Origin of the sequence: Microvirga sp. RSM25, from assembly GCF_044784385.1 — a bacterium.
Lineage (GTDB): Bacteria > Pseudomonadota > Alphaproteobacteria > Rhizobiales > Beijerinckiaceae > Microvirga > Microvirga tunisiensis.
The window spans coordinates 2,487,091-2,510,000 of the sequence record NZ_CP173039.1 but is presented as its reverse complement, the minus strand read 5'-3'; the positions used below and the strand labels follow the sequence as shown (position 1 = coordinate 2,510,000).

The 22,910-nt window shown below is 60.7% G+C and carries 19 protein-coding genes, 3 tRNA genes and 2 rRNA genes (1 of these 24 running past the window's edge); 13 read left to right on the top strand and 11 right to left on the bottom strand.

Translation table 11 applies throughout. From position 1 onward, the window contains the following. The 4 genes from ACD578_RS11855 to ACD578_RS11840 all read right to left on the bottom strand — a co-directional run. Positions 1–777: ribosomal RNA gene (locus ACD578_RS11855) — 23S ribosomal RNA — on the bottom strand (it extends 2,034 nt beyond the left edge of the window). A gap of 280 nt (positions 778–1,057) precedes the next feature. Continuing rightward, positions 1,058–1,133, bottom strand: a tRNA-Ala gene (locus ACD578_RS11850). A 124-nt stretch (positions 1,134–1,257) separates the two neighbouring features. Continuing rightward, positions 1,258–1,334 (bottom strand) — tRNA-Ile (locus ACD578_RS11845). A gap of 149 nt (positions 1,335–1,483) precedes the next feature. Then, positions 1,484–2,970: ribosomal RNA gene (locus tag ACD578_RS11840) — 16S ribosomal RNA — on the bottom strand. The 16S and 23S rRNA genes sit together here with 2 tRNA genes alongside, the layout of an rRNA operon. Positions 2,971–4,350: 1,380 nt before the next feature. On the opposite strand from ACD578_RS11840, the gene ACD578_RS11835 reads away from it, so the two are divergent. Further along, the gene (locus ACD578_RS11835; protein ID WP_404293263.1) at positions 4,351–6,621 is read left to right on the top strand and encodes a DNA translocase FtsK; all 2,271 of its coding nucleotides are present in this window, start codon (positions 4,351–4,353) and stop codon (positions 6,619–6,621) included. A gap of 74 nt (positions 6,622–6,695) precedes the next feature. On the opposite strand, the gene ACD578_RS11830 is transcribed toward ACD578_RS11835, so the two are convergent. Continuing rightward, positions 6,696–7,115 carry a DUF1236 domain-containing protein gene (locus ACD578_RS11830; RefSeq protein WP_152716891.1) on the bottom strand — a complete coding sequence of 140 codons (420 nt, stop codon included), beginning with the start codon at positions 7,113–7,115 and terminating at the stop codon, positions 6,696–6,698. Between the two features lie 178 nt (positions 7,116–7,293). Here ACD578_RS11830 and ACD578_RS11825 point away from each other — a divergent pair, with 178 nt between their 5' ends. The 8 genes from ACD578_RS11825 to ACD578_RS11790 all read left to right on the top strand — a co-directional run bounded on the left by ACD578_RS11825 (position 7,294) and on the right by ACD578_RS11790 (position 14,125). Next, positions 7,294–8,052, top strand: a complete 759-nt coding sequence (locus ACD578_RS11825) for an SDR family oxidoreductase (protein ID WP_404293261.1) — start codon at positions 7,294–7,296, stop codon at positions 8,050–8,052. A gap of 206 nt (positions 8,053–8,258) precedes the next feature. After that, the gene (locus ACD578_RS11820; protein ID WP_404293259.1) at positions 8,259–10,808 is read left to right on the top strand and encodes a penicillin-binding protein 1A; all 2,550 of its coding nucleotides are present in this window, start codon (positions 8,259–8,261) and stop codon (positions 10,806–10,808) included. Between the two features lie 56 nt (positions 10,809–10,864). Next, positions 10,865–11,149, top strand: a complete 285-nt coding sequence (locus ACD578_RS11815) for a hypothetical protein (protein ID WP_404293257.1) — start codon at positions 10,865–10,867, stop codon at positions 11,147–11,149. Continuing rightward, a complete protein-coding gene (locus ACD578_RS11810) occupies positions 11,149–12,189 on the top strand; it encodes a hypothetical protein (protein WP_404293255.1) in 1,041 nt (346 codons plus the stop codon). Before ACD578_RS11815 ends, ACD578_RS11810 begins: the two co-directional genes overlap by 1 nt. A gap of 500 nt (positions 12,190–12,689) precedes the next feature. Continuing rightward, on the top strand, positions 12,690–13,085 hold the full coding sequence (locus tag ACD578_RS11805; protein WP_404293252.1) for a VOC family protein: 396 nt from the start codon (positions 12,690–12,692) through the stop codon (positions 13,083–13,085). A 48-nt stretch (positions 13,086–13,133) separates the two neighbouring features. Further along, complete coding sequence (locus ACD578_RS11800) at positions 13,134–13,637, top strand: peptide deformylase (protein ID WP_404293249.1); 504 nt, start codon at positions 13,134–13,136, stop codon at positions 13,635–13,637. A gap of 36 nt (positions 13,638–13,673) precedes the next feature. Then, positions 13,674–13,898: a hypothetical protein gene (locus tag ACD578_RS11795; protein WP_152716896.1), complete on the top strand. Its 225-nt coding sequence runs from the start codon at positions 13,674–13,676 to the stop codon at positions 13,896–13,898. 150 nt (positions 13,899–14,048) lie between these two features. Further along, positions 14,049–14,125 (top strand) — tRNA-Asp (locus tag ACD578_RS11790). A gap of 141 nt (positions 14,126–14,266) precedes the next feature. On the opposite strand, the gene ACD578_RS11785 is transcribed toward ACD578_RS11790, so the two are convergent. Further along, on the bottom strand, positions 14,267–16,234 hold the full coding sequence (locus tag ACD578_RS11785; RefSeq protein WP_404293247.1) for a PhoX family protein: 1,968 nt from the start codon (positions 16,232–16,234) through the stop codon (positions 14,267–14,269). Positions 16,235–16,358: 124 nt separating this feature from the next. Here ACD578_RS11785 and ACD578_RS11780 point away from each other — a divergent pair, with 124 nt between their 5' ends. Further along, positions 16,359–16,616 carry a hypothetical protein gene (locus ACD578_RS11780; protein ID WP_152713891.1) on the top strand — a complete coding sequence of 86 codons (258 nt, stop codon included), beginning with the start codon at positions 16,359–16,361 and terminating at the stop codon, positions 16,614–16,616. A gap of 167 nt (positions 16,617–16,783) precedes the next feature. Beyond that, positions 16,784–17,215, top strand: a complete 432-nt coding sequence (locus ACD578_RS11775) for an RNA polymerase sigma factor region1.1 domain-containing protein (RefSeq protein WP_404293245.1) — start codon at positions 16,784–16,786, stop codon at positions 17,213–17,215. On the opposite strand, the gene ACD578_RS11770 is transcribed toward ACD578_RS11775, so the two are convergent. Then, positions 17,196–18,308, bottom strand: coding sequence for a DUF882 domain-containing protein (locus ACD578_RS11770; RefSeq protein ID WP_404293243.1), 1,113 nt, complete (start codon positions 18,306–18,308; stop codon positions 17,196–17,198). The two genes, ACD578_RS11775 and ACD578_RS11770, sit on opposite strands and share 20 nt — an antisense overlap. A 220-nt stretch (positions 18,309–18,528) precedes the next feature. Next, the gene (locus ACD578_RS11765) at positions 18,529–19,239 is read right to left on the bottom strand and encodes a L,D-transpeptidase (RefSeq protein WP_404293241.1); all 711 of its coding nucleotides are present in this window, start codon (positions 19,237–19,239) and stop codon (positions 18,529–18,531) included. Between the two features lie 144 nt (positions 19,240–19,383). Between ACD578_RS11765 and ACD578_RS11760 the strand changes: the two genes are divergently transcribed. Beyond that, on the top strand, positions 19,384–19,848 hold the full coding sequence (locus ACD578_RS11760; RefSeq protein ID WP_404293239.1) for a DUF2726 domain-containing protein: 465 nt from the start codon (positions 19,384–19,386) through the stop codon (positions 19,846–19,848). 4 nt (positions 19,849–19,852) lie between these two features. Here ACD578_RS11760 and ACD578_RS11755 read toward each other — a convergent pair whose 3' ends face one another. From ACD578_RS11755 to ACD578_RS11745, 3 genes are all read right to left on the bottom strand, one after another. Next, complete coding sequence (locus ACD578_RS11755) at positions 19,853–20,863, bottom strand: ribonuclease Z (RefSeq protein ID WP_404293238.1); 1,011 nt, start codon at positions 20,861–20,863, stop codon at positions 19,853–19,855. Between the two features lie 116 nt (positions 20,864–20,979). Next, a complete protein-coding gene (locus ACD578_RS11750; RefSeq protein ID WP_404293236.1) occupies positions 20,980–21,282 on the bottom strand; it encodes a hypothetical protein in 303 nt (100 codons plus the stop codon). 135 nt (positions 21,283–21,417) lie between these two features. Next, positions 21,418–21,801: a DUF305 domain-containing protein gene (locus ACD578_RS11745; protein WP_404293234.1), complete on the bottom strand. Its 384-nt coding sequence runs from the start codon at positions 21,799–21,801 to the stop codon at positions 21,418–21,420. A gap of 209 nt (positions 21,802–22,010) precedes the next feature. Between ACD578_RS11745 and ACD578_RS11740 the strand changes: the two genes are divergently transcribed. Next, entirely contained in the window at positions 22,011–22,901 is an 891-nt protein-coding gene (locus tag ACD578_RS11740) for an MYG1 family protein (RefSeq protein ID WP_404293232.1), read from the top strand. The last annotated feature ends 9 nt before the right edge of the window (positions 22,902–22,910 follow it).

Below are 22,910 nucleotides of genomic sequence, written 5' to 3'. Positions count from 1 at the left end.
TCCTCCAGTGCGTGTTACCGCACCTTCAACCTGCTCATGGCTAGATCACCCGGTTTCGGGTCTAAAGCAACGAACTCAAACGCCCTGTTCAGACTCGCTTTCGCTGCGCCTCCACCTATCGGCTTAAGCTTGCTCGTTACTTTAAGTCGCTGACCCATTATACAAAAGGTACGCAGTCACCCAGGACGAACCTTGGGCTCCTACTGTTTGTAAGCATCCGGTTTCAGGAACTGTTTCACTCCCCTCGTCGGGGTGCTTTTCACCTTTCCCTCACGGTACTAGTACACTATCGGTCGCTGAGGAGTACTTAGGCTTGGAGGGTGGTCCCCCCATGTTCAGACAGGATTTCACGTGTCCCGCCCTACTCAAGTCCTGCAATCACGTTGATCCGTACGGGGCTATCACCCGTTCTGCCCGCCTTTCCAGACGGTTCCGATGACGTGTCATGCAGGCACTGGCCTGGTCCGCGTTCGCTCGCCACTACTAACGGAGTCTCAATTGATGTCCTTTCCTCCGGGTACTTAGATGTTTCAGTTCCCCGGGTTCGCCTTAAACCCCTATGTATTCAGGGCCTAATCCCTTCATCTGACCCTCCGTAGTGCCAAAACAGGATCGCTCCTGCCCTGACAATACAAAGGATCGAAGGGGGGTTTCCCCATTCGGAGATCCTTGGATCAAAGCTCGTTCGCAGCTCCCCAAGGCTTATCGCAGCGTACCACGTCCTTCATCGCCTCTCAGCGCCAAGGCATCCACCAGATGCTCTTACGACACTTGATTACTCTCATGATCAATGTCCGCTCGGCTACAAGCCGGACATGACCAAAAAAGAAAGACCTGTCTTTGGATTTCTCCAAAGACATGTTTTGCTTGCCAAGCATATCCGACGCACACGGCTGCGGGCCGTGGCTGGTTCGCGGGACTAGGTGCCCGCTGGTCGAATATGCTGCCTCTTTACGATTTCAAACATCCGCGCTCACCCCCAAAGAGGGGAGGCGAATTAGACATCATCCACGGCCATGAACACGTCATGGCCTCTGGACGTCCGGATCCATAAAAATGGTGGAGCCTGTCGGGATCGAACCGACGACCTGAAGCTTGCAAAGCTACCGCTCTCCCAGCTGAGCTAAGGCCCCTTGATACCTGGCCTCAGGCGCCGGCGAAAGCGTCCGCTTTCTTGGCTGTCCGCGCCACGGGGCGCGGCGGCCGGTCGGCCTTCGCAAGAAGAGCAGGACGGCGTCTGAGGCTAACCAAGATAAATGGTGGGCCTGGGACGACTCGAACGTCCGACCTCACCCTTATCAGGGGTGCGCTCTAACCACCTGAGCTACAGGCCCCAATCGGAGTGGAAACCCCGACCGATGTATCCGGAATGAGAAGAGAAACGAAGACGGCAGCGTCCCGCATAGCGAGACCTGACTGGTCTCTTTTGTTCCAAGCGATCCGATAAAACCGACCGAGGTCGGCCTTGAGGGATCGTCCTTAGAAAGGAGGTGATCCAGCCGCAGGTTCCCCTACGGCTACCTTGTTACGACTTCACCCCAGTCGCTGACCCTACCGTGGTCGCCTGCCTCCTTGCGGTTGGCGCAGCGCCGTCGGGTAAGACCAACTCCCATGGTGTGACGGGCGGTGTGTACAAGGCCCGGGAACGTATTCACCGTGGCGTTCTGATCCACGATTACTAGCGATTCCGCCTTCATGCACTCGAGTTGCAGAGTGCAATCTGAACTGAGACGGCTTTTAAGGATTAGCTCCCCCTCGCGGGTTCGCTGCCCTTTGTCACCGCCATTGTAGCACGTGTGTAGCCCAGCCCGTAAGGGCCATGAGGACTTGACGTCATCCCCACCTTCCTCTCGGCTTATCACCGGCAGTCCCCTTAGAGTGCCCAACCAAATGATGGCAACTAAGGGCGAGGGTTGCGCTCGTTGCGGGACTTAACCCAACATCTCACGACACGAGCTGACGACAGCCATGCAGCACCTGTGTTCCCGCCAGCCGAACTGAAGGATCCTGTCTCCAGGATCCACACGGGACATGTCAAAGGCTGGTAAGGTTCTGCGCGTTGCTTCGAATTAAACCACATGCTCCACCGCTTGTGCGGGCCCCCGTCAATTCCTTTGAGTTTTAATCTTGCGACCGTACTCCCCAGGCGGAATGCTTAAAGCGTTAGCTGCGCCACTGACGAGCAAGCTCGCCAACGGCTGGCATTCATCGTTTACGGCGTGGACTACCAGGGTATCTAATCCTGTTTGCTCCCCACGCTTTCGCGCCTCAGCGTCAGAACCGGACCAGTTAGCCGCCTTCGCCACTGGTGTTCTTGCGAATATCTACGAATTTCACCTCTACACTCGCAGTTCCACTAACCTCTTCCGGTCTCAAGCCATGCAGTATCGAAGGCAATTCTGTGGTTGAGCCACAGGCTTTCACCCCCGACTTACAAAGCCGCCTACGCGCCCTTTACGCCCAGTGATTCCGAACAACGCTAGCCCCCTTCGTATTACCGCGGCTGCTGGCACGAAGTTAGCCGGGGCTTCTTCTGCGGGTACCGTCATTATCGTCCCCACTGAAAGAGCTTTACAACCCTAAGGCCTTCATCACTCACGCGGCATGGCTGGATCAGGCTTGCGCCCATTGTCCAATATTCCCCACTGCTGCCTCCCGTAGGAGTTTGGGCCGTGTCTCAGTCCCAATGTGGCTGATCATCCTCTCAGACCAGCTACTGATCGTCGCCTTGGTGGGCCATTACCCCACCAACTAGCTAATCAGACGCGGGCCGATCCTTCAGCGATAAATCTTTCTGCTCTCGCACGTATCCGGTATTAGCCCAAGTTTCCCTGGGTTATTCCGAACTGAAGGGCACGTTCCCACGCGTTACTCACCCGTCTGCCACTCATCCCGAAGGATGCGTTCGACTTGCATGTGTTAAGCCTGCCGCCAGCGTTCGTTCTGAGCCAGGATCAAACTCTCAAGTTGAAAGAATTTGATCTCGACTAAATCTCTACGCAAATTGACAGAGTACCTCCATCTCCAGGTTTCCCTGAAGCGGTGTACTCACCAAAGCATAGACATGGTCGATGTTCTCATTCGATCGCCCCGAAGGACGATCCGCAAGGACACCGCCGCCTACGCTTCTCTTCTCTCTTCACTTGTCAAAGAACAGGTGCCTCACGCAGAGACACAAAAACAACCCCGGGCCACCTCACCCATCCCTTGCCAGGATGGCCAGGCCCCGAAGCCTCCCGACGCCGCGCTCGTTGAAGAACCCCGCCGCCGATGAGACTGATCTAGTCTCTGTCGCTTCCGCTGTCAACCGGCATCGTGAAAGTTTTTGTAAGCTTTCGCGACGTCGTTCTTGGCCTCTCACAAGTAAAGACCAAGCACTCCCGTTCACAGAAACGCTGCCGCTTCTGCGTTGACCGTGCCGCAGGATCGAAATCCCGCAGCCCATGCTGGAAAACACCGCCAGAGGAGCCCGCAACACCGCCGACGATCCCGCCGAACCTTTGCCGCTCATGACCAGAGCCAGATCAAATCAAAGCTCACACCAGTCGGACCCGCCCGAAACATCGCTGCTCCGGAGCCGTAGAAATCCAACTGGTCGAAAATCCCCCAGCGCCAAACCGCACCAGGAAGGAGGCGCCGATATAAACGCTTCCAAGACGATTGCAAGAGACATCTTCAATGTCTCGTTGCGTGCAAGGGAGGGAATGTGGGGGGATGCCTTAGTTCTTAACAGATATGGGGAGGATGTCCCGGTTTTTAAAGGGTTGTGAACAATATGTCATGCTGGGGACAAGTACGGGCAGCCGTGCTTCGCGTTCGCCTCCTAATCCTCTTTTTACCTTTGGCAGGCGTAATCGGAGCGAACCTCCTCTCGGGCTGATTGACTCAGCCCCAACATCATAACAGACAATGCATTTCAAACGACGGTCTCCATCTTCCGCCGCCCATGGTTATGGCTCTCTCAAGCGGGAAGATGACAAACATCCGGAATTTGATGGCCACGGAGAGAAAGAGCCATCTGTCAGATCTGCGCAGGCTCCTGCGGCGGGGGCGCGCCAAGCGTCGTTTCAAGACCCGTCCCAATCCTCTTCCCAAGCCTCTTCCTTCGAACCTCATCGGGAGATCGATAGCGTATCCATGGGCGCTTCCGACCGCGGATTGAGACAGGGGCTGTCACGGCCAAAAATGGCTGACGAACGTTCCCGCTCCCGGGAGATCGTTGTGGATCGGGCTTTGCGGGATAGAGGCCCCAATGGCGCTCCCCGCGGAGACGTCTGGGAGCAATCGTTTTCCATGTCTCCGGATGTCCGCTTCACACGCACGCCCGAACGCGTTCTGAAAGAGCGCAGGATGCAGACAACTCCCCAATCGACACCGGATATTGCGGAAAGGCAGGCAAAAGAGATCGCGTCCGTCCGAGCGGCCGATCCTGCTCCTGCGGTCCAGGAGAGGTTGCTCGCGCTCCAGACCAAAGCGGCCTCGCAGGAGGTTGGTAACGGTGCACCACGCGCTTTCACCCGCACCCCTTCTCATGCGCCGGATCAGGCCAAGCGGGCCGTTCCCGTGAGGCCACGGGGAGAAGCTCCTCAAAGGAACGTGCCGGTCGCCGCGGAACCTATCGCTGCGCCGAAGGCCATCGAGCAGGCAGTTCTTCCTGCAACGAGCAGCGCTGCTCCCTATGAGCTTCCTGCCGTTCAGCAATCTTATAGCTTCATGTGGCAGCCGGGGACTTATCTGCTGGATCCGACGCTGCCGACGGCCTCGGCGCCGGCCCCTGCGACTGCGCCCGTTCAGGTCAAGCGAGAGGAGAGGGCTCCGGTCGTAAAGAAAGCAGCGCCAGCGGTTGCGGCTTCGCCACGCGTTCCAGCGCCGCCTCCGGCTGAGCCCGAAGTGCTGCCGTGGGAGGATGACGAGGACGCCTCCGAGGGTCTCATGGACGATGAGGACGTCATCGAGGTGCCGCCGCGGCGCGCAGCCGTCGTAACGCAGCCACGCGTCAACAAAGGTCCGATCGTTCCGGCCCCTGCCAATGACAGCTTCCGCCGTGACAACTATGCATCGGTATCGGTCGGCGTCTCCGCGCCTGTGGGAGCCTCGTTCGCGTTCGAGCTTCCGGCCTTGGATCTTCTGGCGGAGCCGAAGATCTGGGACAGTGCAGAGGTGCCGGTCGAGATGTTGCAGGAGAATGCTGCGACCCTCGAGAACGTGCTGTGGGACTTCAACGTCAAGGGCGAGATCATCAACGTTCGTCCCGGTCCGGTTGTGACGCTGTACGAGCTTGAGCCTGCGCCTGGGACGAAGTCGTCGCGGGTGATCTCGTTGGCCGACGACATCGCGCGCTCGATGAGCGCGGTCTCGGCCCGCGTGGCGGTGGTGCAGGGCCGCAATGCCATCGGCATCGAGCTGCCCAACCACAAGCGCGAGACCGTGTTCCTGCGCGAGCTCCTCGCCTCCCAGGACTTCGAGACCTCGAAGCAGAAGCTGGCGCTCTGTCTCGGCAAGACCATCGGCGGCGAGCCGGTGATCGCCGACCTCGCCCGCATGCCGCACCTCTTGGTCGCCGGCACCACCGGGTCGGGCAAGTCGGTGGCGATCAACACCATGATCCTGTCCCTGGTCTACCGGCTCTCGCCGGCCGAGTGCCGCCTGATCATGGTCGACCCGAAGATGCTCGAGCTCTCGGTCTACGACGGCATTCCCCATCTGCTCACCCCCGTGGTCACCGACCCGAAGAAGGCGGTCGTCGCCCTCAAATGGGCGGTGCGCGAGATGGAGGACCGCTACCGCAAGATGTCGAAGCTCGGGGTGCGCAACATCGACGGCTTCAACGCCCGCGTGGTCGAGGCCAAGGCCAGAGGCGAGACCATCACCCGCACGGTGCAGACCGGCTTTGCCCGCGAGACCGGCGAGGCGATCTACGAGGACGAGGTGATGGATCTCGATCCGTTGCCCTACATCGTGGTGATCGTCGACGAGATGGCCGACCTGATGATGGTGGCCGGCAAGGAGATCGAGGGCGCGATCCAGCGCCTGGCCCAGATGGCGCGCGCGGCCGGCATCCACGTGATCCTGGCGACCCAGCGCCCGTCGGTGGACGTGATCACCGGCACGATCAAGGCGAACTTCCCGACCCGGATCTCGTTCCAGGTCACCTCGAAGATCGACAGCCGCACGATCCTGGGCGAGATGGGCGCCGAGCAGCTCTTAGGCCAGGGCGACATGCTGTACATGGCCGGCGGCGGCCGGATCACGCGCGTACACGGGCCGTTCTGCTCGGACGAGGAGGTCGAGAAGGTGGTGGCGCATCTCAAGCGCCAGGGCCGGCCGCAGTACCTGGACGCGGTGACGGCCGACGAGGACGAGGGCGGTGGTGCACCTGACACAGCCGTGTTCGACCAGGGCGAGTTCGGCTCCCCCAGTGGTGACCTGTACGATCAGGCGGTGGCGGTGGTGCTGCGCGACAAGAAGGCGTCGACGAGCTACATCCAGCGCCGGCTGCAGATCGGCTACAACCGCGCCGCCTCGCTCATGGAGCGCATGGAGCACGAGGGCATCGTCGGCCCCGCAAACCACGCCGGTAAACGCGAGATTCTGATCAATCATCTCGACCTGGACGATTGATTGCTCGCCCGATGGCAATGAAAGGAAGGCGGCTGGTGACAGCCGCCTTTTTCGTTGTGCAGGGAGACCTCGATCTACTGAATGACCTGAACGACCGTTCGGGTGTCCGGATCGACCAGGACGGTCCTGTCGTTCACGATCGTGTAGCTGTAATTGTCCCGAAGCCCGACGCTCGGGGGAACGTCATAGAGCCGCACGCGCGGCGGGATCGGTTGGCCGACGACGATTTCTTCGGAAACACGCATCGTGGGACGGCGTTGGGCGACCACATAGGTGCGGACCCGGGTCGATTCCTCGGCCGAGAGAACGCCTCCTACGGCTGCACCGGCAACGCCGCCGACAACGGCACCGATGGGACCTCCAATGACAGCGCCGGTCACCGCACCGCCCGCAGCGCCAGTTGCTGCACCGGTTTCAGTGCTGCTCTGGCATGCGGCAAGGGGAAGAGCCAGAAGTGTCAGGAGGGCAGCCGAGCTTAGGACGTGATTGCGCATGACGGATTCCTTTCCGGGTACCACCATGCGAACGCGGGAAAGCTTGGCCGGTTCCCATCGCGGTCCAATGGACAAGCTCCTCATTTGAAAGGTGTGGGCAGGCAAACCTTTTGTCCTTGCCGTTCATGACCTCGAATGCTTTTTCAAGACGGACAGAAACATGGGTTGGGAGGATACGATGGCGGAACATTCCAAAGTTGCAGTCGTGACGGGAGCTGGGACCGGAGTCGGCAAGGCGATCAGCGCAGGTCTCTTGAAGGCCGGCTATAGAGTCGTCATGGCTGGGCGGCGGCGGGAGGCCTTGGAAGCTGCCGAGCGGGGGATTGCTGAAGAAGGCACCTCGACTCTCCTCGTGCCGACCGATGTGACGGACCCTGCCTCCGTCGCAGCTCTGTTCGCCGAAACGAAGCAGGCCTTCGGGAGGCTCGATCTCCTCGTCAACAATGCCGGGATGGGCTCTCCGGCCGTTCCCTTCGAGGATATTCCCTTCGAGCAGTGGCAAAAGGTGGTCGATACCAATCTGACCGGGACGTTCCTGTGTACGCAGGAGGCATTCCGGATCATGAAGGACCAGAGCCCGCGCGGCGGGCGTATCATCAATAACGGTTCCGTTTCGGCCTATGCCCCGCGCCCGTTGTCGGCTCCCTATACCGCGACCAAGCACGCAGTTTTGGGGCTGACGAAGTCGATCTCCCTCGACGGCCGCGCCTATGACATCGCCTGCGGGCAGATCGACATCGGCAATGCCGCTACGGACATGACAGCCAGGATGACGGAGGGCGTGCTGCAGCCCAATGGGACGCTCGCTCCCGAGCCCAGGATCGACCCCAAGCATGTGGCCGATGCGGTAGTCTACATGGCCGGGCTGCCGCTCGACGCGAATGTGCTCACCATGACCGTCATGGCGACGAAGATGCCGTTCGTCGGGCGCGGGTGAGACACATTGCCGTGAAAGGGGCATTCCCATCTGGGAAGTAAGCTGGACTGCTCCATCTCACTGGAAGGGCGGTCCTAAATCAGCCGCGATGTACGGTTTCTATTCAGCTTGTTCCAAGCAGGATGCGAACCGGCGGCGGAGCACGTCCTGAACGGTCGTGCCGATTGCCTTCCCATGGAGTGTAGTTTTTCGATGACGGCGACGGAATGAGTGCGATCCTCGTCAAGATCTTTGCAACCGCCCTGACCTTGAGCCAGGTTCTCGTCGATCCGGACTCGGTCAGGACGAGCTTCGATCCTGCGCGGGATCAGGAACAGGTCTCGCAGATCCTGAAAAACGGCTGCACCCATATGCGGCGCGCCTTCGACATCGAGGACATCAATCTCGACGATCTCATCACCACGGCCATGGACGACCCGCAGGCTATCGCCGGCGATCTGAAGGTGCTGCAGGGATTGAGCTTCAACGACCTGCATGCGAGCTATCGCCAGTTCTGCAAGGACGAGAAGGTCGAGCCGTCGCCTGTCGATCTCAGCGAGGTCATTTCTTACTATAATGCGGCCGTCGCCGGGCTTCCCGATGCCGGAAAGCTGAAAGGCCTCAAGCTCCCTGGCGTCAGCGTCATTCTGGACGGAAACGGCAAGCGCTTCGCCGAGGTGTACGAGCCCGATCACCGGCGCATCTGGGTTCCCTTGTCGGACGTTCCTAAAAGCGTGCAGCAGGCCTTCGTCTCGGCGGAGGACAAGCGCTTCTATCAGCACAAGGGCGTGGACGAGCGTGGCGTGATCCGCGCCTTCGTGGGCAACCTGGCCAATCCTGGACGGCCCGCGGGCGGCTCCACCATCACGCAGCAGGTGGCGAAAAACCTGCTCGTCGGCGACGACGTGACCTATGATCGCAAGATGCGGGAAATGATCGTCGCCTCGCGCATCGAACGCGTGCTCAGCAAGGCGGAAATCCTCGAGATCTACCTCAACTCGATCTATCTCGGCCGCTCCTCCTGGGGGATCGAGATGGCGGCGCGGAGCTATTTCGGGAAGAGCGCCAAGGCGCTGTCGGTCTCCGAAGGGGCGCTGCTCGCGGGCCTGACCAAGGGGCCGAACTACTACAGTCCCGACACGAAGCCCGATCGCGCTCAGGAACGCATGGCCTATGTGCTGAGCCGCTTGCAGGACGATGGATTCCTGAAGTCCGACCAGGTGCAGCAGGCAATCGCCTCTCTGCCCCCGAGGGTGCCGTTCGAGCGCATCAGGCGCACGACGGGCTTTCACTTCGTCGATCATGTGAGCCGGGATGCCCGCGCGATTGCCGATATCGAGAGTCTGAGTGCGGGCGGCTATACGGTGCGAACCACCATCAACCCCGCTCTGCAACAGGCAACGGAGGCTGCCTTGCAGGAGGGACTTGCTCGCTATGAGTTGAGCATCGGACGACAGCGCTACCAAGGCGCCGAAGCCAATCTTGCGCAGGCCGTCAAAGCGCTCGAACTCACGAAGGATGACGCACCGGCCTGGAAGCGGGCTTTGGAGGCGGTGCGATTGCCTCTCTATGACGTGCACTGGTCGGCGGGTGTCGTGATCGAAAAGGGGAAGGACCGGAAGACTGGAGCCAATATCTTGCGGGTCGGCCTCACGGATGGGCGCGTTCTGCCGCTGAATGCCTGGGAGGCGGCTCGCCGGGACCTCAAGCTCTATGACGTGGTGCGTGTCCAGGTGATCGAGCAGAAGGGCAGGGGTTCGGTTCGCGCCGATTTGAGGACGCCTCCGTCCGTGCAGGGCGGAGCGGTCGTTCTTGAGAACAGGACCGGCCGCATCCTCGCCATGACGGGCGGGTTCTCCTATCCATTGAGCCAGCTCAACCGAGCGACGCAGGCGCACCGGCAGCCGGGCTCCGCCTTCAAGCCGCTGACCTATCTTGCGGCGCTGTCGAAGGGCTTGCAGCCCAACACGTTGATCTGGGATGCGCCCGTAACGCTGCCGCCCGTGGGCGGCGAGGCCAATGCAAGGGGCGACTCGTGGAGCCCGAAGAACTTCGACGGCGGGCGCTCCGGTATCATGACCCTGCGTCGGGCGCTCGAAAACTCGAAGAATTTGGTGACGGCACGTCTGCTCGACGGCGGTATCGAGTCCTCTCCGGAGCAGAGCCTGAAACGGGTGTGCGAACTTGCGATCGAGGCGCAGCTCTATCTGGAATGCACGCCGCATTATCCGTTCGTTCTCGGCGCGCAGCCGGTGCGGATCCTCGATCTCGCCGCTTTCTACGCGGCCATTGCCAATGAGGGCGCCATGCCGGTGCCTCATGCCATCGAGACCGTGGAAGAGAATGGACGTGCCATCTACAGCCGCAAGGCCAATTCGCTGGTTCGGCTCGGTTCCGCCGATGCGGCCGCCTTCTTTCAGCTGAAGACCATGCTGCAGGGCGTGCTGGAACGTGGAACGGCCCGTTCCCTGAAGGCGCTTGCGCCCTATGCTGCGGGCAAGACGGGAACCTCGGACAACGAGAACGATGCTTGGTTCGTGGGTTTCACCAACGACGTCACCATTGCCGTGTGGGTCGGGCATGACAATGCCGACGGCAAGCGCCGGACGCTCGGCCGTGGACAGACCGGTGGCAAGGTGGCGGCTCCCATCTTTCAATCCATTCTTCAGGCGGCCTGGGAGCACCATGCGCCGAAGGCACCCTCAGCCCGCCATCGCCCCAGGCGGCCAAGCAGCTCATCGCCCTGCCGATCGATCTCAATACCGGCGACAGGCTGACCGACGGGCAGGGCAGGGGCTTTACGGAATACTTCCGCCTGAGCTGGTTCGGCCGCTTGAACGAGACGCAGTTCCGCCTCGTACCCCAATCGGAGGTGTATGCGTTCCGCAATCCCGATCCGTGGAGCGATGGCGAGGAGAGGGGTGGACCGGATTATTACGAAGACGGTCCCTATGCGCAGGGGCCGGGCTGGCTGGACAGCCTGCGCCAGAATGCTCCCCTGTCACGCCGCCAGGCCGAGCCCGACAGGGGCTTTCGCTGGTGGTGGGAGGATGAGGCTCCCCGTCGGCCCCGGCGGGTGGACCCGGACTATTTTTGGCGCAACGGACAGGTTTACTGATGACATCGACGAAGCCTTTCGGACGGGTGCTGACCGTCCTCGCTGCTCTTTTTGTCTCCGCTGGAGCGCTCGAAGCCCAGGAGTTCAAGATCGACGAGGTGCCATCCGTAACGGCGATCGCGCCGTCAAAGCTGAAGCCAAAGACCATCGTCTTCAGCGATCATAAGGACGACAAGCTTGCCGATACCGGCACGGGCCTGATCCGGTTCGAGGATTGGGCGCGCGAGAGGCCTCTGCAGAAACAGCTTTTGAGCCTTTTTCCGGATTATATTGAGCCGACCATCAAGGTCTCGGTTCATGGGATCCCGAAGTCCTACACCGAGAAGCTCCACATGTATGTAGTGGAGGCACGCTTCCTGATCGGCAAGGCGCCTGGCGCCATCGATCTTGGGCGCTACACCCGGCTCGAGGTGCTCGAAAAGATAGATCCTTCCATCAAGCACCGCCGCATCGATGCGGAGCAGGCTGCACCGCAGGCGGATCCGCAAAGCGCCTACAATCGTCATCCGGGCCGCCGCTGGTGCGAGGCTGAAGGCAGCCTGTGCATCGAATCCCGCTATCCGTTGGAAGGCAAGCTGCCAGTCGGAATCCGCCTCGCCAACAAGCTTGAGGAGGGCGGCAAGAAGATCTCGGAGTTCATGGAGTTTCAAACGGAGATCCGTACGCTTCCGCCTGAGGAGATCGAGCGCGCCGGCTTCGCCAAGCTCACCGGCCTCGATGCCCCCGTTGCCGGGGTGCTGGAACAGACGATCTTTCACGTCAATCAGGTCATGCAGTTCGGAAAATTGCTGGCGGTCCTCCAGCCATATCCCGCTGATGCCGGAAAGACGGTGGCAACCGTGTTCATGACCCTTGCGGTCGAAACCGATGTTCTGGAGCGCAAGAAGGAATTCGAGAGCGTTCCCGTGCTGCGGAACCTGATCCCGGCCCAGGTTCTGATGGGCAAAAGCTCGTTCAACTCCGGCAGTTCCATCAGCGCTGGTCTTCCGGACTATGTCCGCAACCGCATCCGGTCCATCGCCGGGCAGTTCGAGCAATAATCCGGATTGCAGGGGCTAATCTGATGAAAAAGCCCCGTTCCAATCAGGCCGAACGGGGCTGCAGAGTGTGCGGAGGCGACAAGGGGTTGCGGGGAATGGTGCCTCCGTACCAAACCAAGCATTCAGCTTGATCAATGTTCCTTCGGAAATGCCATTCTCGAACCTTGGCAGGCATCAATTTTCCTTGATTGCGCCATGATCCGGGCTCTCACTGAGTTTTCGGATTACTGACGAAAGGTGTGGTGGAACGCCGCATCTGCGTAACAATCCGGTTTCAAGGATGTTGGAGCCGGGCAGTCAGCGTTTCTTCCTCCCGAACTTGCCTTCCTCGGCTCCCGCCGGGGAAGGCTTTTTGTTGGGTTGCAGGCGGCCGTTCATCGGCGAGCTTCGACGTTCTTCCGTTCCGTGCTGCGCCCTGTTATCTCCAGGACCGGTTGATTGATGTGGGGTCCCCTTTGCCGGAGCAGGTGGGGCGATCAACTCTGAAGAGGTTCCTTTCCATGGCCAAGGCCATTCATTCGATGATCCGGGTGCTCGACGAGCAGCGCTCCCTCGCATTCTACGACAAGGCGTTCGGCCTCCGGGTGGCGGAGCGACTGGCGTTTGAAGACTTCACGCTCGTCTACCTGGGCAACGCAGAAAGCGAGTTCGAACTGGAACTGACAATCAATCATGGTCGGACGGAGCCCTACGTGCTCGGCGACGGGTATGGGCATCTGGCATTTTCGGTCGACGATCTGGAGGCAGAGCACGCCCGGTTCGAATCCCTCGGCCTTAGCCCGACACCGCTCAAGGAACTCGAACTCGAGGGCACGCCTCTGGCGCGCTTCTTCTTCGTGCGAGATCCGGACGGGTACAAGATCGAGGTGCTTCAGCGCCGCGGCCGCTACAAGTAGCCCCAACCCGCATATCATCCGTCAGATTCCCTGCCCAAGTGAGGTCACGTGGCCATCCGTCCGATCGTCCGCTTTCCCGATTCTCGTCTGCGTCAAAAGGCCGAGCCGGTCGGCGATATCGATGAAGACGTGCGGGCACTCGCCCGGGATCTGGTGGAAACGATGCATGCCGCACCCGGCATCGGCATCACGGCGCCGCACGTTGGCGTTCTCAGACGGCTCGTGGTCATCCAGTTGGAATCCGACCTCGAGCCACACATCTATGTCGATCCGGACATCGTCTGGTCCTCCTCCGACATGATCCGGCATGTGGAGGGGAGCGTCTCCATGCCGGGCGTCACCGACGAGCTTGAGCGCCATGCCCGGGTTCGGGTGCGCTACCGAGGTCTTGACGGAGTGGGACGTGAGGAGGAGGCGGAAGGCCTGATGGCTGTCTGCCTCCAGCATGAGACCGATCAGCTCGACGGCATCTTCTGGATCGACCGTCTATCGAAATTGAAGCGGGACCGCCTTATCAAGCGGTTCGAAAAGCTCCAGCGCATCAGGGCGTGATGGTGGAGTTGCTCTGATGTTGGAGTTTTTAAAGCCGTGTTCGAAATCTATCGTATTGAAACCGTGGCCTCGGACGAGGCGGGCGGAGGCGTCATCCGCCGGATCATGGTCCGCACCGATTCCCTCGACAAAGCGAAGGAGCGGGCCCTGAAGGTGTTCTCCCTGGCCCGCCGCCCGCAATCCCGCGATCCCGAGGTCGAAGCCGTGCGCGTTCTGAATGGGGCCGGTCATGAGGTCTTTTCGATCAGCACCAGAGACTAGTGTCGGCTATTGAGGATCCGGCTCCTGCCTGTAGCACAGGCAGGGTTGGGGATAAGCCAAACATCATTTGACACCGTGCGCATTCACCGGTACTTGCGCGCCTCCATCGCGAGAAACGCCACTTTCGGGCAGGCGATGCGAGAGAAATGCGCGGGCGTAGCTCAGTCGGTTAGAGTGCCGGCCTGTCACGCCGGAGGTCGCGGGTTCGAGCCCCGTCGCCCGCGCCACTCTCCCCACGCTGCGATGGCGGTACACGGTCCCTAACTTTAACAACGGCATCAAGAAACGCGCATCCATGCGCGCGAAAGAGCAAAGGAGCCGCAATGGGCTCCTTTGTCGTCTTGGTGCTTTGGGTTTTGCTCAAACCGTCAGGCGATCTTGCCGCCTCCCTGCTTCGTGACGACGAGCAGGGAAGGGCGCGGCGGCATTCCGTCCTTGAAGTCCGGCCAGCGCGTGATGGGATTGTCAAAGCTCACAGGTGCGCCTTCTTCCGCCTCGCCGGGATGCTGGACGGCCAGGAAAAGCGTCTCGTCATCGGGCGTGAAGAAGGGACCGCACATTTCCGCGCCGACCGGAACCCGGAAGAAGTGCTTGGACGTGCCGCGCATCTCGCCCTCGGTTTCCATGGCCCACAAGCCGTCCGCACGGCCTGTCGCCTTGGCGTTGTTCCCGTCAGTGGTGATCCAGAGGCGACCCTGGCTGTCGATGGCGCAGTTATCGGGCATGCCGAACCAGCCGTTCCTGGTCGTTTCGGACGAGAAGGTCGCGCCGACCGACGCCACGGACGGGTCGCCGCACTTCACCAACACTTCCCAGGTAAAGGCGGTAGAGGCGTGATCGCCACTGTCCGGCATCATCTCGACGATGTGGCCGAAGGCGTTGTTCGCCCGTGGATTGGCGGCATCCACCTGGTCGTCCTTGCGGCGCATGTTGTTCGTCAGCATGACGTAGACGCGGTTCGTCTGAGGATTCGCCTCGATGTCCTCGGGGCGGTCCATCTTGGTCGCGCCCAGAAGATCCGCGGCGCGCCGGGTCTCGATCAGCACGTCGGCCTGGCTCTTGAAGCCGTTGGCCTCGGTGAGCGGTCCCTGTCCATGCACCACCGGAAGCCACGTGCCCTTGCCGTCCGGATTGTACTTGGCAACGTAAAGGATGCCCTCATCGAGCAGGCTGAAATTGGCGGCCCGGTTCCGCATGTCGACCTTGCCGGCGGTAACGAACTTGTAGACGTAGTCGAAGCGCTCGTCGTCGCCGAGATAGATCACATAGCGGCCGTCGCTGTTGGTGATACCGGCAGCGCCTTCATGCTTGGTGCGACCGAGCGCGGTACGCTTCTTCGGCACGAAGGTGGGATCGAACGGGTCGATCTCGACGACCCAGCCGAAGCGGTTGGCTTCGTTCGGCTCCTTGGCGAGGTCGAAGCGGTCATGGAACTTGCCCCAGGCGTAGGCCGGCGTGCCGATGCCGTAGCGCTTGTAGTTCCTGGCCTCTGGATGAGTGTCGCCGAGTGCGCCCCAGAAATAGCCGTTGAAGTTCTCCTCGCAGCTGAGCCAGGTGCCCCAGGGGGTCACGCCGCCGGCGCAGTTGTTGATCATGCCGCGCACCTTGCGGCCGGTCGTGTCTGCGGAGGTCTTCATGCGGTCATGACCGGCGGCGGGGCCGGTGATGTCCATGGGAGTCTCGGCCGTGATCCGGCGGGTGTACTTGGAACCCTTGACCACCTGCCATTCGCCGTTCATCCGACGGATCTCGACCACGGTGCCGCCATGGGCCGCCATTTCGATATTTACCAGGTCCTTGGTCATCTTCGCGAAGGCGACGTCCTTGGCGTCCTGGATGCCGACGCCCGAGAACATCAGTTCCTCGTTGGTGTATTCATGGTTCGCCACGAGGAGGCCATGGTCGCTGGAGCCGTCGATCGGGATATAGCCGACGAAATCGGTGTTGTAGCCGAACTGGCGCGCCTGCTTCTCGGGCGTCTGGCTTTTCGGGTCGAACTCGGGCGCATCGGGAAAGAGGGGGTCGCCCCAGCGCAGGAGCACCTTCGCATCGTAGCCTTCGGCCACGTGGTGGGTATGGTCGACGCCCGCTTCGATCTCCTTGAAGTCGAAGGAGAGACCGTTCGCCTTCTTGGCCGGCTGCTCATTGGCCGCCAGCGCGCGGGTGCCCACAGTCGCAGAGATCGCCGCGACCGCGAGCGAACCGCGCAGAAGGTCGCGCCGGTTGAAGCGAGTGGCGATGATCTCGCCCATCGTGAGATTTTGCGTCGGGTTCACTCCGACATCGCCTGAATCTTCCAGTTCGCTTGCGCGAAGGCGGGCCTTGTGCTCGTCCATATCGGCTTCTCCGTCTCTTGGGGACGAGAAGCGCATTAGAACGGTTCTATGTAAGCTTGGTGACAGAACCACAGGAAAGGGGTCCCCAGGGGACATCCCGAGCCGGATCATGTATGGTTGGCCGATGAGCAATGATATTTCCGAACTCCGAGAGCAATTGTCCGATCAATGGCAGAAGGTCGCCATCGATCTGATCCGGAAGGGCATCCCGGCCGATCTGGTCTTCGAGTCCCTCCTGACCGTGGGGCTCGCCGGGCAGGTCGAGCTTCAAGGCAAGCACATGATGGCCGGCAAACTCGTGGCCATTGCCGAGCAATTATCCGACCAGCTCAAGCGGGAAAAGGAGGCCCTGCAGGAGGCCTCCAATGCGACGAAGAACTAGCCGTCCATCGCGGCACATTCGACTTACGGCTAAAGCGTCGTCAAAATTCCACGTGAGGCATTTTCCAGGTGAAACGTCTGGGGTTATTGTCGCGTTAGCTCGGCGAAGTTCCTTGAAGCGGCTTTGGCCGCTTCTTCGCCCAACAGACACAATGGGGTCGTGCCCTCATGCAGCCGGCGCTCGACAGCAATACCCTAGACCGCTTGATCGCCCTTGGTCGCAAGCAGGGCCATCTCACGAACCAGGACCTCGAAGCCAATCTGCCGATCACTTCCATGAGTGCGGAGGAGATTGCCCTTGTCGTCGTTCACCTGGAAGAGACCGGCATTCCGGTCGAACTGGAAGACAGCCTCATTTCACAAAATGCGAAGCCCAATCCGGCACCTGCCAAAAGCGCCGAGATCATTCCTTTCCCGGATCGCGCCGCAGCTGCGCGGATGAAGCGGCGAACGGCTCCTCTTCAGAAGGTGCATCCATCTCAGCCTGAAACCGCCAAATCGGCACCGCAGGGGAAGCGTACTGCCCATTGGGCCGTCGCCTTTTCCGGCCTGCTGGTTCTGGTGCTGCTGGTCGGCCTCGTCATGATGCTGGGCGTCTGAACTCCCCGTCTCTCAGCAGTTCAGCCTGAGCTTCACTTACGATGGGAAGCGGTTTGACGGCCGGTCCTGTGAAACGCGTGGCGCTGAGCTCATGCTTGGCGTGGGATTCGAAGCCAAGATCGAGAAAGGCGGTTCTCGGGTCGAAGAGAGATTTTGCCGCTGCCGTCTCGTCGTAGCCGAGAATGGCTGCAGGTCCGGGAACGATCCTCGGGGCGGGTGCTGAGACAATCGCCGCAAGCGCATCCGAGGCTGCGTCCGGCATGATTGCGGTGGCAAGCTTGATGTCCCGCGGTCGTTGCGGCGGAAGAGGGGCTGTCGGAACAATCTCCTTGAGGCTCTCCGGATCGGCCGAAGCAACCATCGTCGATGTGCTCGGGGCTGGAGTCTCCGCCTGCGGCGGCTGCGCGGCGTTCTTGCGGCCGAAGAGATTGGCAAACAGATTGCCGATGGAGGGGCCGCCACCGGCCGAGGCCTGCGTGGCGAGGGAGGCATTGCGAGAGAGGATCTCCGCTTTCGCCAGTTCGTAACCGGCAAGCGGCTTGCCGTTGGAGGGAAGGTGAAGGGTCTTCCCGTCGGGGAACAGTTGCACCAACTGCTGCTGCGTCATGCGGGGCCAGGCTCGCACGTTGCCGGTATCCACATGGACGAAGGCGGAGGACGCGTAATAGCCCACGCCGCCATATTGCATCTTCATCGCGACGGCGCGCAGACGGGCCGTGTCCACGTCCGGCAGACGGATATCCATGGCCTTGCCGAGCATGTGCTGGCTGTGCTCGGCGACCCCGCTCGACCGGCGGCGCAAGGCACCGTTGGTTTCCGGAGACCGATAGGCGGAGATGATGTTGATGGGCTGTGACGAGCCGGATTCCCGATAGACTTCCCAGAGGATGTCGAACAGGCGTGGGTCCATCTGCGCCGGCTTCTCCACGCGCCAGTCACGCAGAAACCAATTGAGCTGCTGCAGGGCGCCTGAGTCATACTGCCCGTTGCTGCGGAAGGTGACTGTCAAGCTTTCCCGCGTGTGCGTGTGGAAGAAGGTGAGGGTGCGCGTCTCTCCGAATGCGGCGGCGTCCTGAGTGCGAACCGTCGCCATCAGGAGAAAAGAAGCCGCACTCAAGAGACCGAATGCCAGATATGAAGCGCTCTTCCTGCCGGGCAGGTAACTGTGTCCGGATGCAGATACCTTCCTGCATCCGCCAGCCGATCGTTTGGATCGGGCGAAAATTCGCGCCATGGTTCGTTATTTCCCGCGTCCCTAAGCGACGTGTGATCGTTAACCATGGCAAAAATAGGCGCGAACCGTACCTTTTTGCTTAATCAGGCACAGCCGCAGTCTGATTGCGCCTCGGGCGGCCCGATGGCGATGACAGCACTACCACCTTCGTGCCCGTCGGCGTGTGATTGTAGAGGTCGATCACATCCTGATTGATCATGCGGATGCAGCCGGATGAAACATTGGTGCCGATGGTCCAGGGCTCGAAGGTGCCATGGATGCGATAGAGCGTATCCTTGTTACCCTGCCAGAGGTAAAGCGCTCGGGCGCCGAGCGGGTTGCCGGGGCCGCCGGGCATGCCCGGACCGCCGGGTAACTCGCCCATCTGCTCCATAAGCTCGGGCCGCCGTCCGAACATCTCCTTCGGCGGATACCAATCGGGCCATTCCTGCTTATCTCTGATGGTGGCCGTTCCGGCCCAACTGAAACCGGCCTTACCAACGCCGACGCCATAGCGTACGGCCATGCCGTCGCGCATGACGAGGTACAGATAACGCGATCGAGGATCGACTACGATGGTTCCCGGCGGCTCAGCCGTGTCATATTGGACAACCTTGCGCAGGTAGGCCGCGTTGATTTTGGAGAGATCGATGCCTGGAATCGGGAAAATATCGTCATCCACAGGTCCATACATCCCTTGATACGGGGACATGCCTCGCATCGATTGCGCGAAGCTGCGATGGATCGGCAGACCGACGCTGCCGACAGCGGCTGAGGCTCCAAGCAGGAAGGTTCGGCGGCTGAGGTCCATTGTGCTCTCCCCGGGCAGGCTTAACTCGACAATAAGAAGACGCAGGACCACGCGTCTCGGTTTCATGGTAGCTGCTATGCTTCACCGGTAGGAGGAAGCCTGACCGTTCACATTCGAGCGAGCGCAGGGCAGGGGCAGCTTAATATGATGATTGAAAATCTCTCATGGTCGTGGCTCGCAGGAATTGGCCTGCTCGGCATTGTGTTCGTTCTGGTCCTCTTTTGGACCCGCAAGCCACGTTATCGGCGCCATTCGATCATGACCGAAAACGAGAGGGAGTTCTACCAGCGCCTTCTTGCGGCATGCCCCGACTGCCAGATATGGCCTCAGGTTCCCATCCTGGCGCTCGTCCGGCCCGATGCCAAGGAAGGCAGCCGCGCCTTCTGGATCGCCTTCAAGAGGATCTCGAACACGCGCGTCGATTGGGCAGTCGTTCAGGATATGGAGGTGGTGGCGATCATTGAGCTCGACGACCGCTCTCACGACGCTCGAAAGGATGCTCAGCGCGACAAGGTTCTGAAGTCATGCGGCTATCGCGTCATCCGGTTCAATTCGAGTCGCAGACCCGATGCGAGACAAATCCACCAAGCGGTCTTCCAATTGGAATAGACGATCAGGCTCGCATCGCCTTTCGATCGTCGACGCGAAAGCTCTCGAACACCTCCTCCCGGAGGACGTCCGGCTCCGACAGGTAGCGGGCCGAATGATGGAACGGCGTGATAAACCTGACCCCGGCTTCACGGGCGATCGATCCGGCTTCCCACGCCGTCAAGTGAAGAGACGCGAGAGCCAGGGGACGGTCGCGCTCCAGAAAGACGGCCTCGATGAAGAGTTGGTCGGCCGCTCGGGCGAGTTGAAGGATTTTAGCTCGGTTTTCCGGATGGGGCGCCGCGTCGGTCACGTAGACGACCGCCTGGCCGGGGGCGATGCGCAATGCACGGCCCTTCAGATCGCCCAGACGAATACTTGGCTTCCCCGGAACATCGACCGGATGATCGTCGGGCAGGCCGAGGCGGACCGCCCGCTTGGCCTCGTTGAGCCAAGGACCGGGCGGGAGATCCAACTCATTCAGCACACCCCGCCACACATTCACCTGGAGAACCTCCCTCAGAGCGAAGGCGAGGGAAGGGATGCCGTGGTCCAGGGCAACGGCCTCGATCCTGAACTCATCCTCCATCCAGGCAACGCCTTGCGGAAAAACCGGCAGATCGAACTCTTTCCGGGCGAAGGCCTCGCGGGCATGAAACACGGCAGCTTCTGTCAGGTTTTTGCCGTCGTAGTCCATGGCACGCAGGCAGAAATCGACCGAGTTCTCATCCAGAAGGTTCCACGTGAAACCTCGAATCCGGTGCTCCACCTGGGCCGCGAAGCCCGGCGGGCCGATGAGAATCAGCGGAAACGGGCGATGAAGGCACAGCCGAAACAGCCGATCGAAGCCGGCCATGTGATCCACGTGGGTGTGCGAGACGAACACGTGGCTCACCCGCAGCAATTCGCGCGGGGAGAGAGCACTGACGTCGCCCAGATCGAAGAGAATGGCTCGGCGGCCATAGCGAAAATCGAGATAGACACCTGGGTCGCTGAAAGGGTCGTTCACAAGGCGGGGTTGAACAAGCCAACTCATCTCGGGCCAACGACCCTGACCTGCCCGGTGTTCCCCGTCGACCCGCCGAGCCCGGACGGTCCGGGCTCGGCCTTGTTGCTGTCGTCCGGTCGGACGTGTGTCCTGAATGCGATCTCTCAGTCTTCGTCGCCCTCATCCGGATCGGTCACGTCGACCAGGAACATGATGTAAGGACCTTCTTCCCCATCATCGTCATCATCCTCGTCCTCGTCGAAATCCGCGTTCTCGAACTCGGTCTTTTCCTCTTCCGTCGCAGGTCTGACGTTGAGGGTTGCAAAGCCGTCCCATAGGGCAGCGCCTTCGCTCTCCAGAACCTTGAGATCATCTTTGAAATCCTCGCTCATGAGGAGCTCGCGGGCCTCATCCTCATCGGCATTGGTGATGGCAACCGGCTTGTCGCTGATCGTAAGCGTGAACATGATTCGTCCTTTCCATTCGCCCGCAAGGGATATCCACTAACGCTCGACACTGCACGTTCGTGGCAGAGGTTCTGCACATGAAGCGATATGAAGAAGGCCGGAGGTAGGCCCTGCCACGGATGTAACAAGCTCCACTTACGGAATGCCCTTATTCTTCAGCCAGGTCTCCATTTCGGCGATCTCGCGCTCCTGCTCACGGATCACCTCGGTGGCCCATTTCCGGATCTGCTCGTCCTTGGTGTGTTGAAGCGCCACCTTCGCCATGTCGATGGCGCCCTGGTGATGGGGGATCATGCCGCGCACGAAATCCACATCCGAGTCGCCGCTGAACGTAATGTCCATGTTCCGATGCATCGTCTCGTTCGCTTGGCGGTAGCCGTGGGTAGAAGGCGCACTCGGCGTCTGTGCCGTTTGTGCCGGCGTGGAGTGTCCTGAATGCCCCCCATGCGCACCCTGCGCCAAGGCAAGGGTGGGAAGAGCGCTCAGCGCAGCGGCAAGGACAACGGAACGGGTCCTCATGATCGAAAATCCTTTCTCCTAAGGTCCTAAATGGCTCTGGACCTTGCCACCATGGGAAGGTCAAGCTGATCAGGGGCATAAGGGTTATATGCTGTCATCAGCATAAAGGATGTGATTGCGGCAGCTTATCTTCTTCGAGTAGCTCTGTTATCGCGGATAAAGATACGGAACTTTTTCAGGAGTAGCCGACAGTGGTCGGGAAGGGCGGTATGAAGGTTATCACCCATAGCGGCACATTCCATGCCGACGATGTCTTTGCCTTCTCCGTTTTACGGGAAGCCTTGGGGGCTTTCGACTTCGCTCGCACTCGCGATACAGCCTTGATCGAGGCGGCCGATCTGGTTTTCGACGTGGGTGGTATCTACGATGTCGCGCGGGGGCGCTACGATCATCACATGCGGGATCTCCCGCGCCGACCCGATGGCACACCCTATAGCTCAGTCGGCCTGATCTGGCGTGATTTCGGGCGCAACACCCTGCCTAAACTCATCCCGGGGATCGATGAGGACCTGTTGGATGCGGTCTGGCAGGATATCGACCTCGGCTTCATCCTTGCCATCGATCAGGCCGACAACGGCGTCGCGTCCGTCAGCCAGGGGCATCTTTCCCTCCTGATCGAAGCCTTCAATCCCACCTGGGTCAGCGACCAGTCCTATGATGACGCGTTTCTCGAGGCGGCCGATTTTGCCAGAGGCATCCTGGTTCGGGCATGCCGGCAGGCTCACGCGGAAGCCGAGGCGCAGTCGATTGTGCTGTCCGCTGCCAGAAAGGCGCGGGACCCCAGGGTTATCGTCCTCAATAATAAACTGCCCTGGGAAAAGGCTGTCTTCGAGGGTGGATTGCGCGACCTTCTCTTCATCATCTATCCGAACGAGGATTCGACATCCTGGTATTGCCGAACCATCCCGCCTGAGCCCAACTCCTTCGGCCAGAGACTGCCCTTGCCGGAAGCGTGGCGGGGCTTGCAGGAGGAGGAGTTTTCTCGGGTTGCTGGAATCACGGACGGCGTCTTCTGCCACCCGAGCGGCTTCATCTGCGGAGCGCGGTCGCAGGAATCTGCTGTTCGACTGGCCGAGAAGGCGATTGCCGCCGGTCAATAGACGAGCCTC

Excerpts from the sequence above, each read along its gene's own strand:
- ACD578_RS11835 (WP_404293263.1), top strand. The coding sequence starts at position 4,351 with ATGCAGACAACTCCCCAATCGACACCGGATATTGCGGAAAGGCAGGCA.
- ACD578_RS11830 (WP_152716891.1), bottom strand. The coding sequence starts at position 7,115 with ATGCGCAATCACGTCCTAAGCTCGGCTGCCCTCCTGACACTTCTGGCT.
- ACD578_RS11825 (WP_404293261.1), top strand. The coding sequence starts at position 7,294 with ATGGCGGAACATTCCAAAGTTGCAGTCGTGACGGGAGCTGGGACCGGA.
- ACD578_RS11820 (WP_404293259.1), top strand. The coding sequence starts at position 8,259 with ATGAGTGCGATCCTCGTCAAGATCTTTGCAACCGCCCTGACCTTGAGC.
- ACD578_RS11810 (WP_404293255.1), top strand. The coding sequence starts at position 11,149 with ATGACATCGACGAAGCCTTTCGGACGGGTGCTGACCGTCCTCGCTGCT.
- ACD578_RS11805 (WP_404293252.1), top strand. The coding sequence starts at position 12,690 with ATGGCCAAGGCCATTCATTCGATGATCCGGGTGCTCGACGAGCAGCGC.
- ACD578_RS11785 (WP_404293247.1), bottom strand. The coding sequence starts at position 16,234 with ATGGACGAGCACAAGGCCCGCCTTCGCGCAAGCGAACTGGAAGATTCA.
- ACD578_RS11780 (WP_152713891.1), top strand. The coding sequence starts at position 16,359 with ATGAGCAATGATATTTCCGAACTCCGAGAGCAATTGTCCGATCAATGG.
- ACD578_RS11775 (WP_404293245.1), top strand. The coding sequence starts at position 16,784 with ATGCAGCCGGCGCTCGACAGCAATACCCTAGACCGCTTGATCGCCCTT.
- ACD578_RS11770 (WP_404293243.1), bottom strand. The coding sequence starts at position 18,308 with ATGGCGACGGTTCGCACTCAGGACGCCGCCGCATTCGGAGAGACGCGC.
- ACD578_RS11765 (WP_404293241.1), bottom strand. The coding sequence starts at position 19,239 with ATGGACCTCAGCCGCCGAACCTTCCTGCTTGGAGCCTCAGCCGCTGTC.
- ACD578_RS11760 (WP_404293239.1), top strand. The coding sequence starts at position 19,384 with ATGATGATTGAAAATCTCTCATGGTCGTGGCTCGCAGGAATTGGCCTG.
- ACD578_RS11755 (WP_404293238.1), bottom strand. The coding sequence starts at position 20,863 with ATGAGTTGGCTTGTTCAACCCCGCCTTGTGAACGACCCTTTCAGCGAC.
- ACD578_RS11750 (WP_404293236.1), bottom strand. The coding sequence starts at position 21,282 with ATGTTCACGCTTACGATCAGCGACAAGCCGGTTGCCATCACCAATGCC.
- ACD578_RS11745 (WP_404293234.1), bottom strand. The coding sequence starts at position 21,801 with ATGAGGACCCGTTCCGTTGTCCTTGCCGCTGCGCTGAGCGCTCTTCCC.
- ACD578_RS11740 (WP_404293232.1), top strand. The coding sequence starts at position 22,011 with ATGAAGGTTATCACCCATAGCGGCACATTCCATGCCGACGATGTCTTT.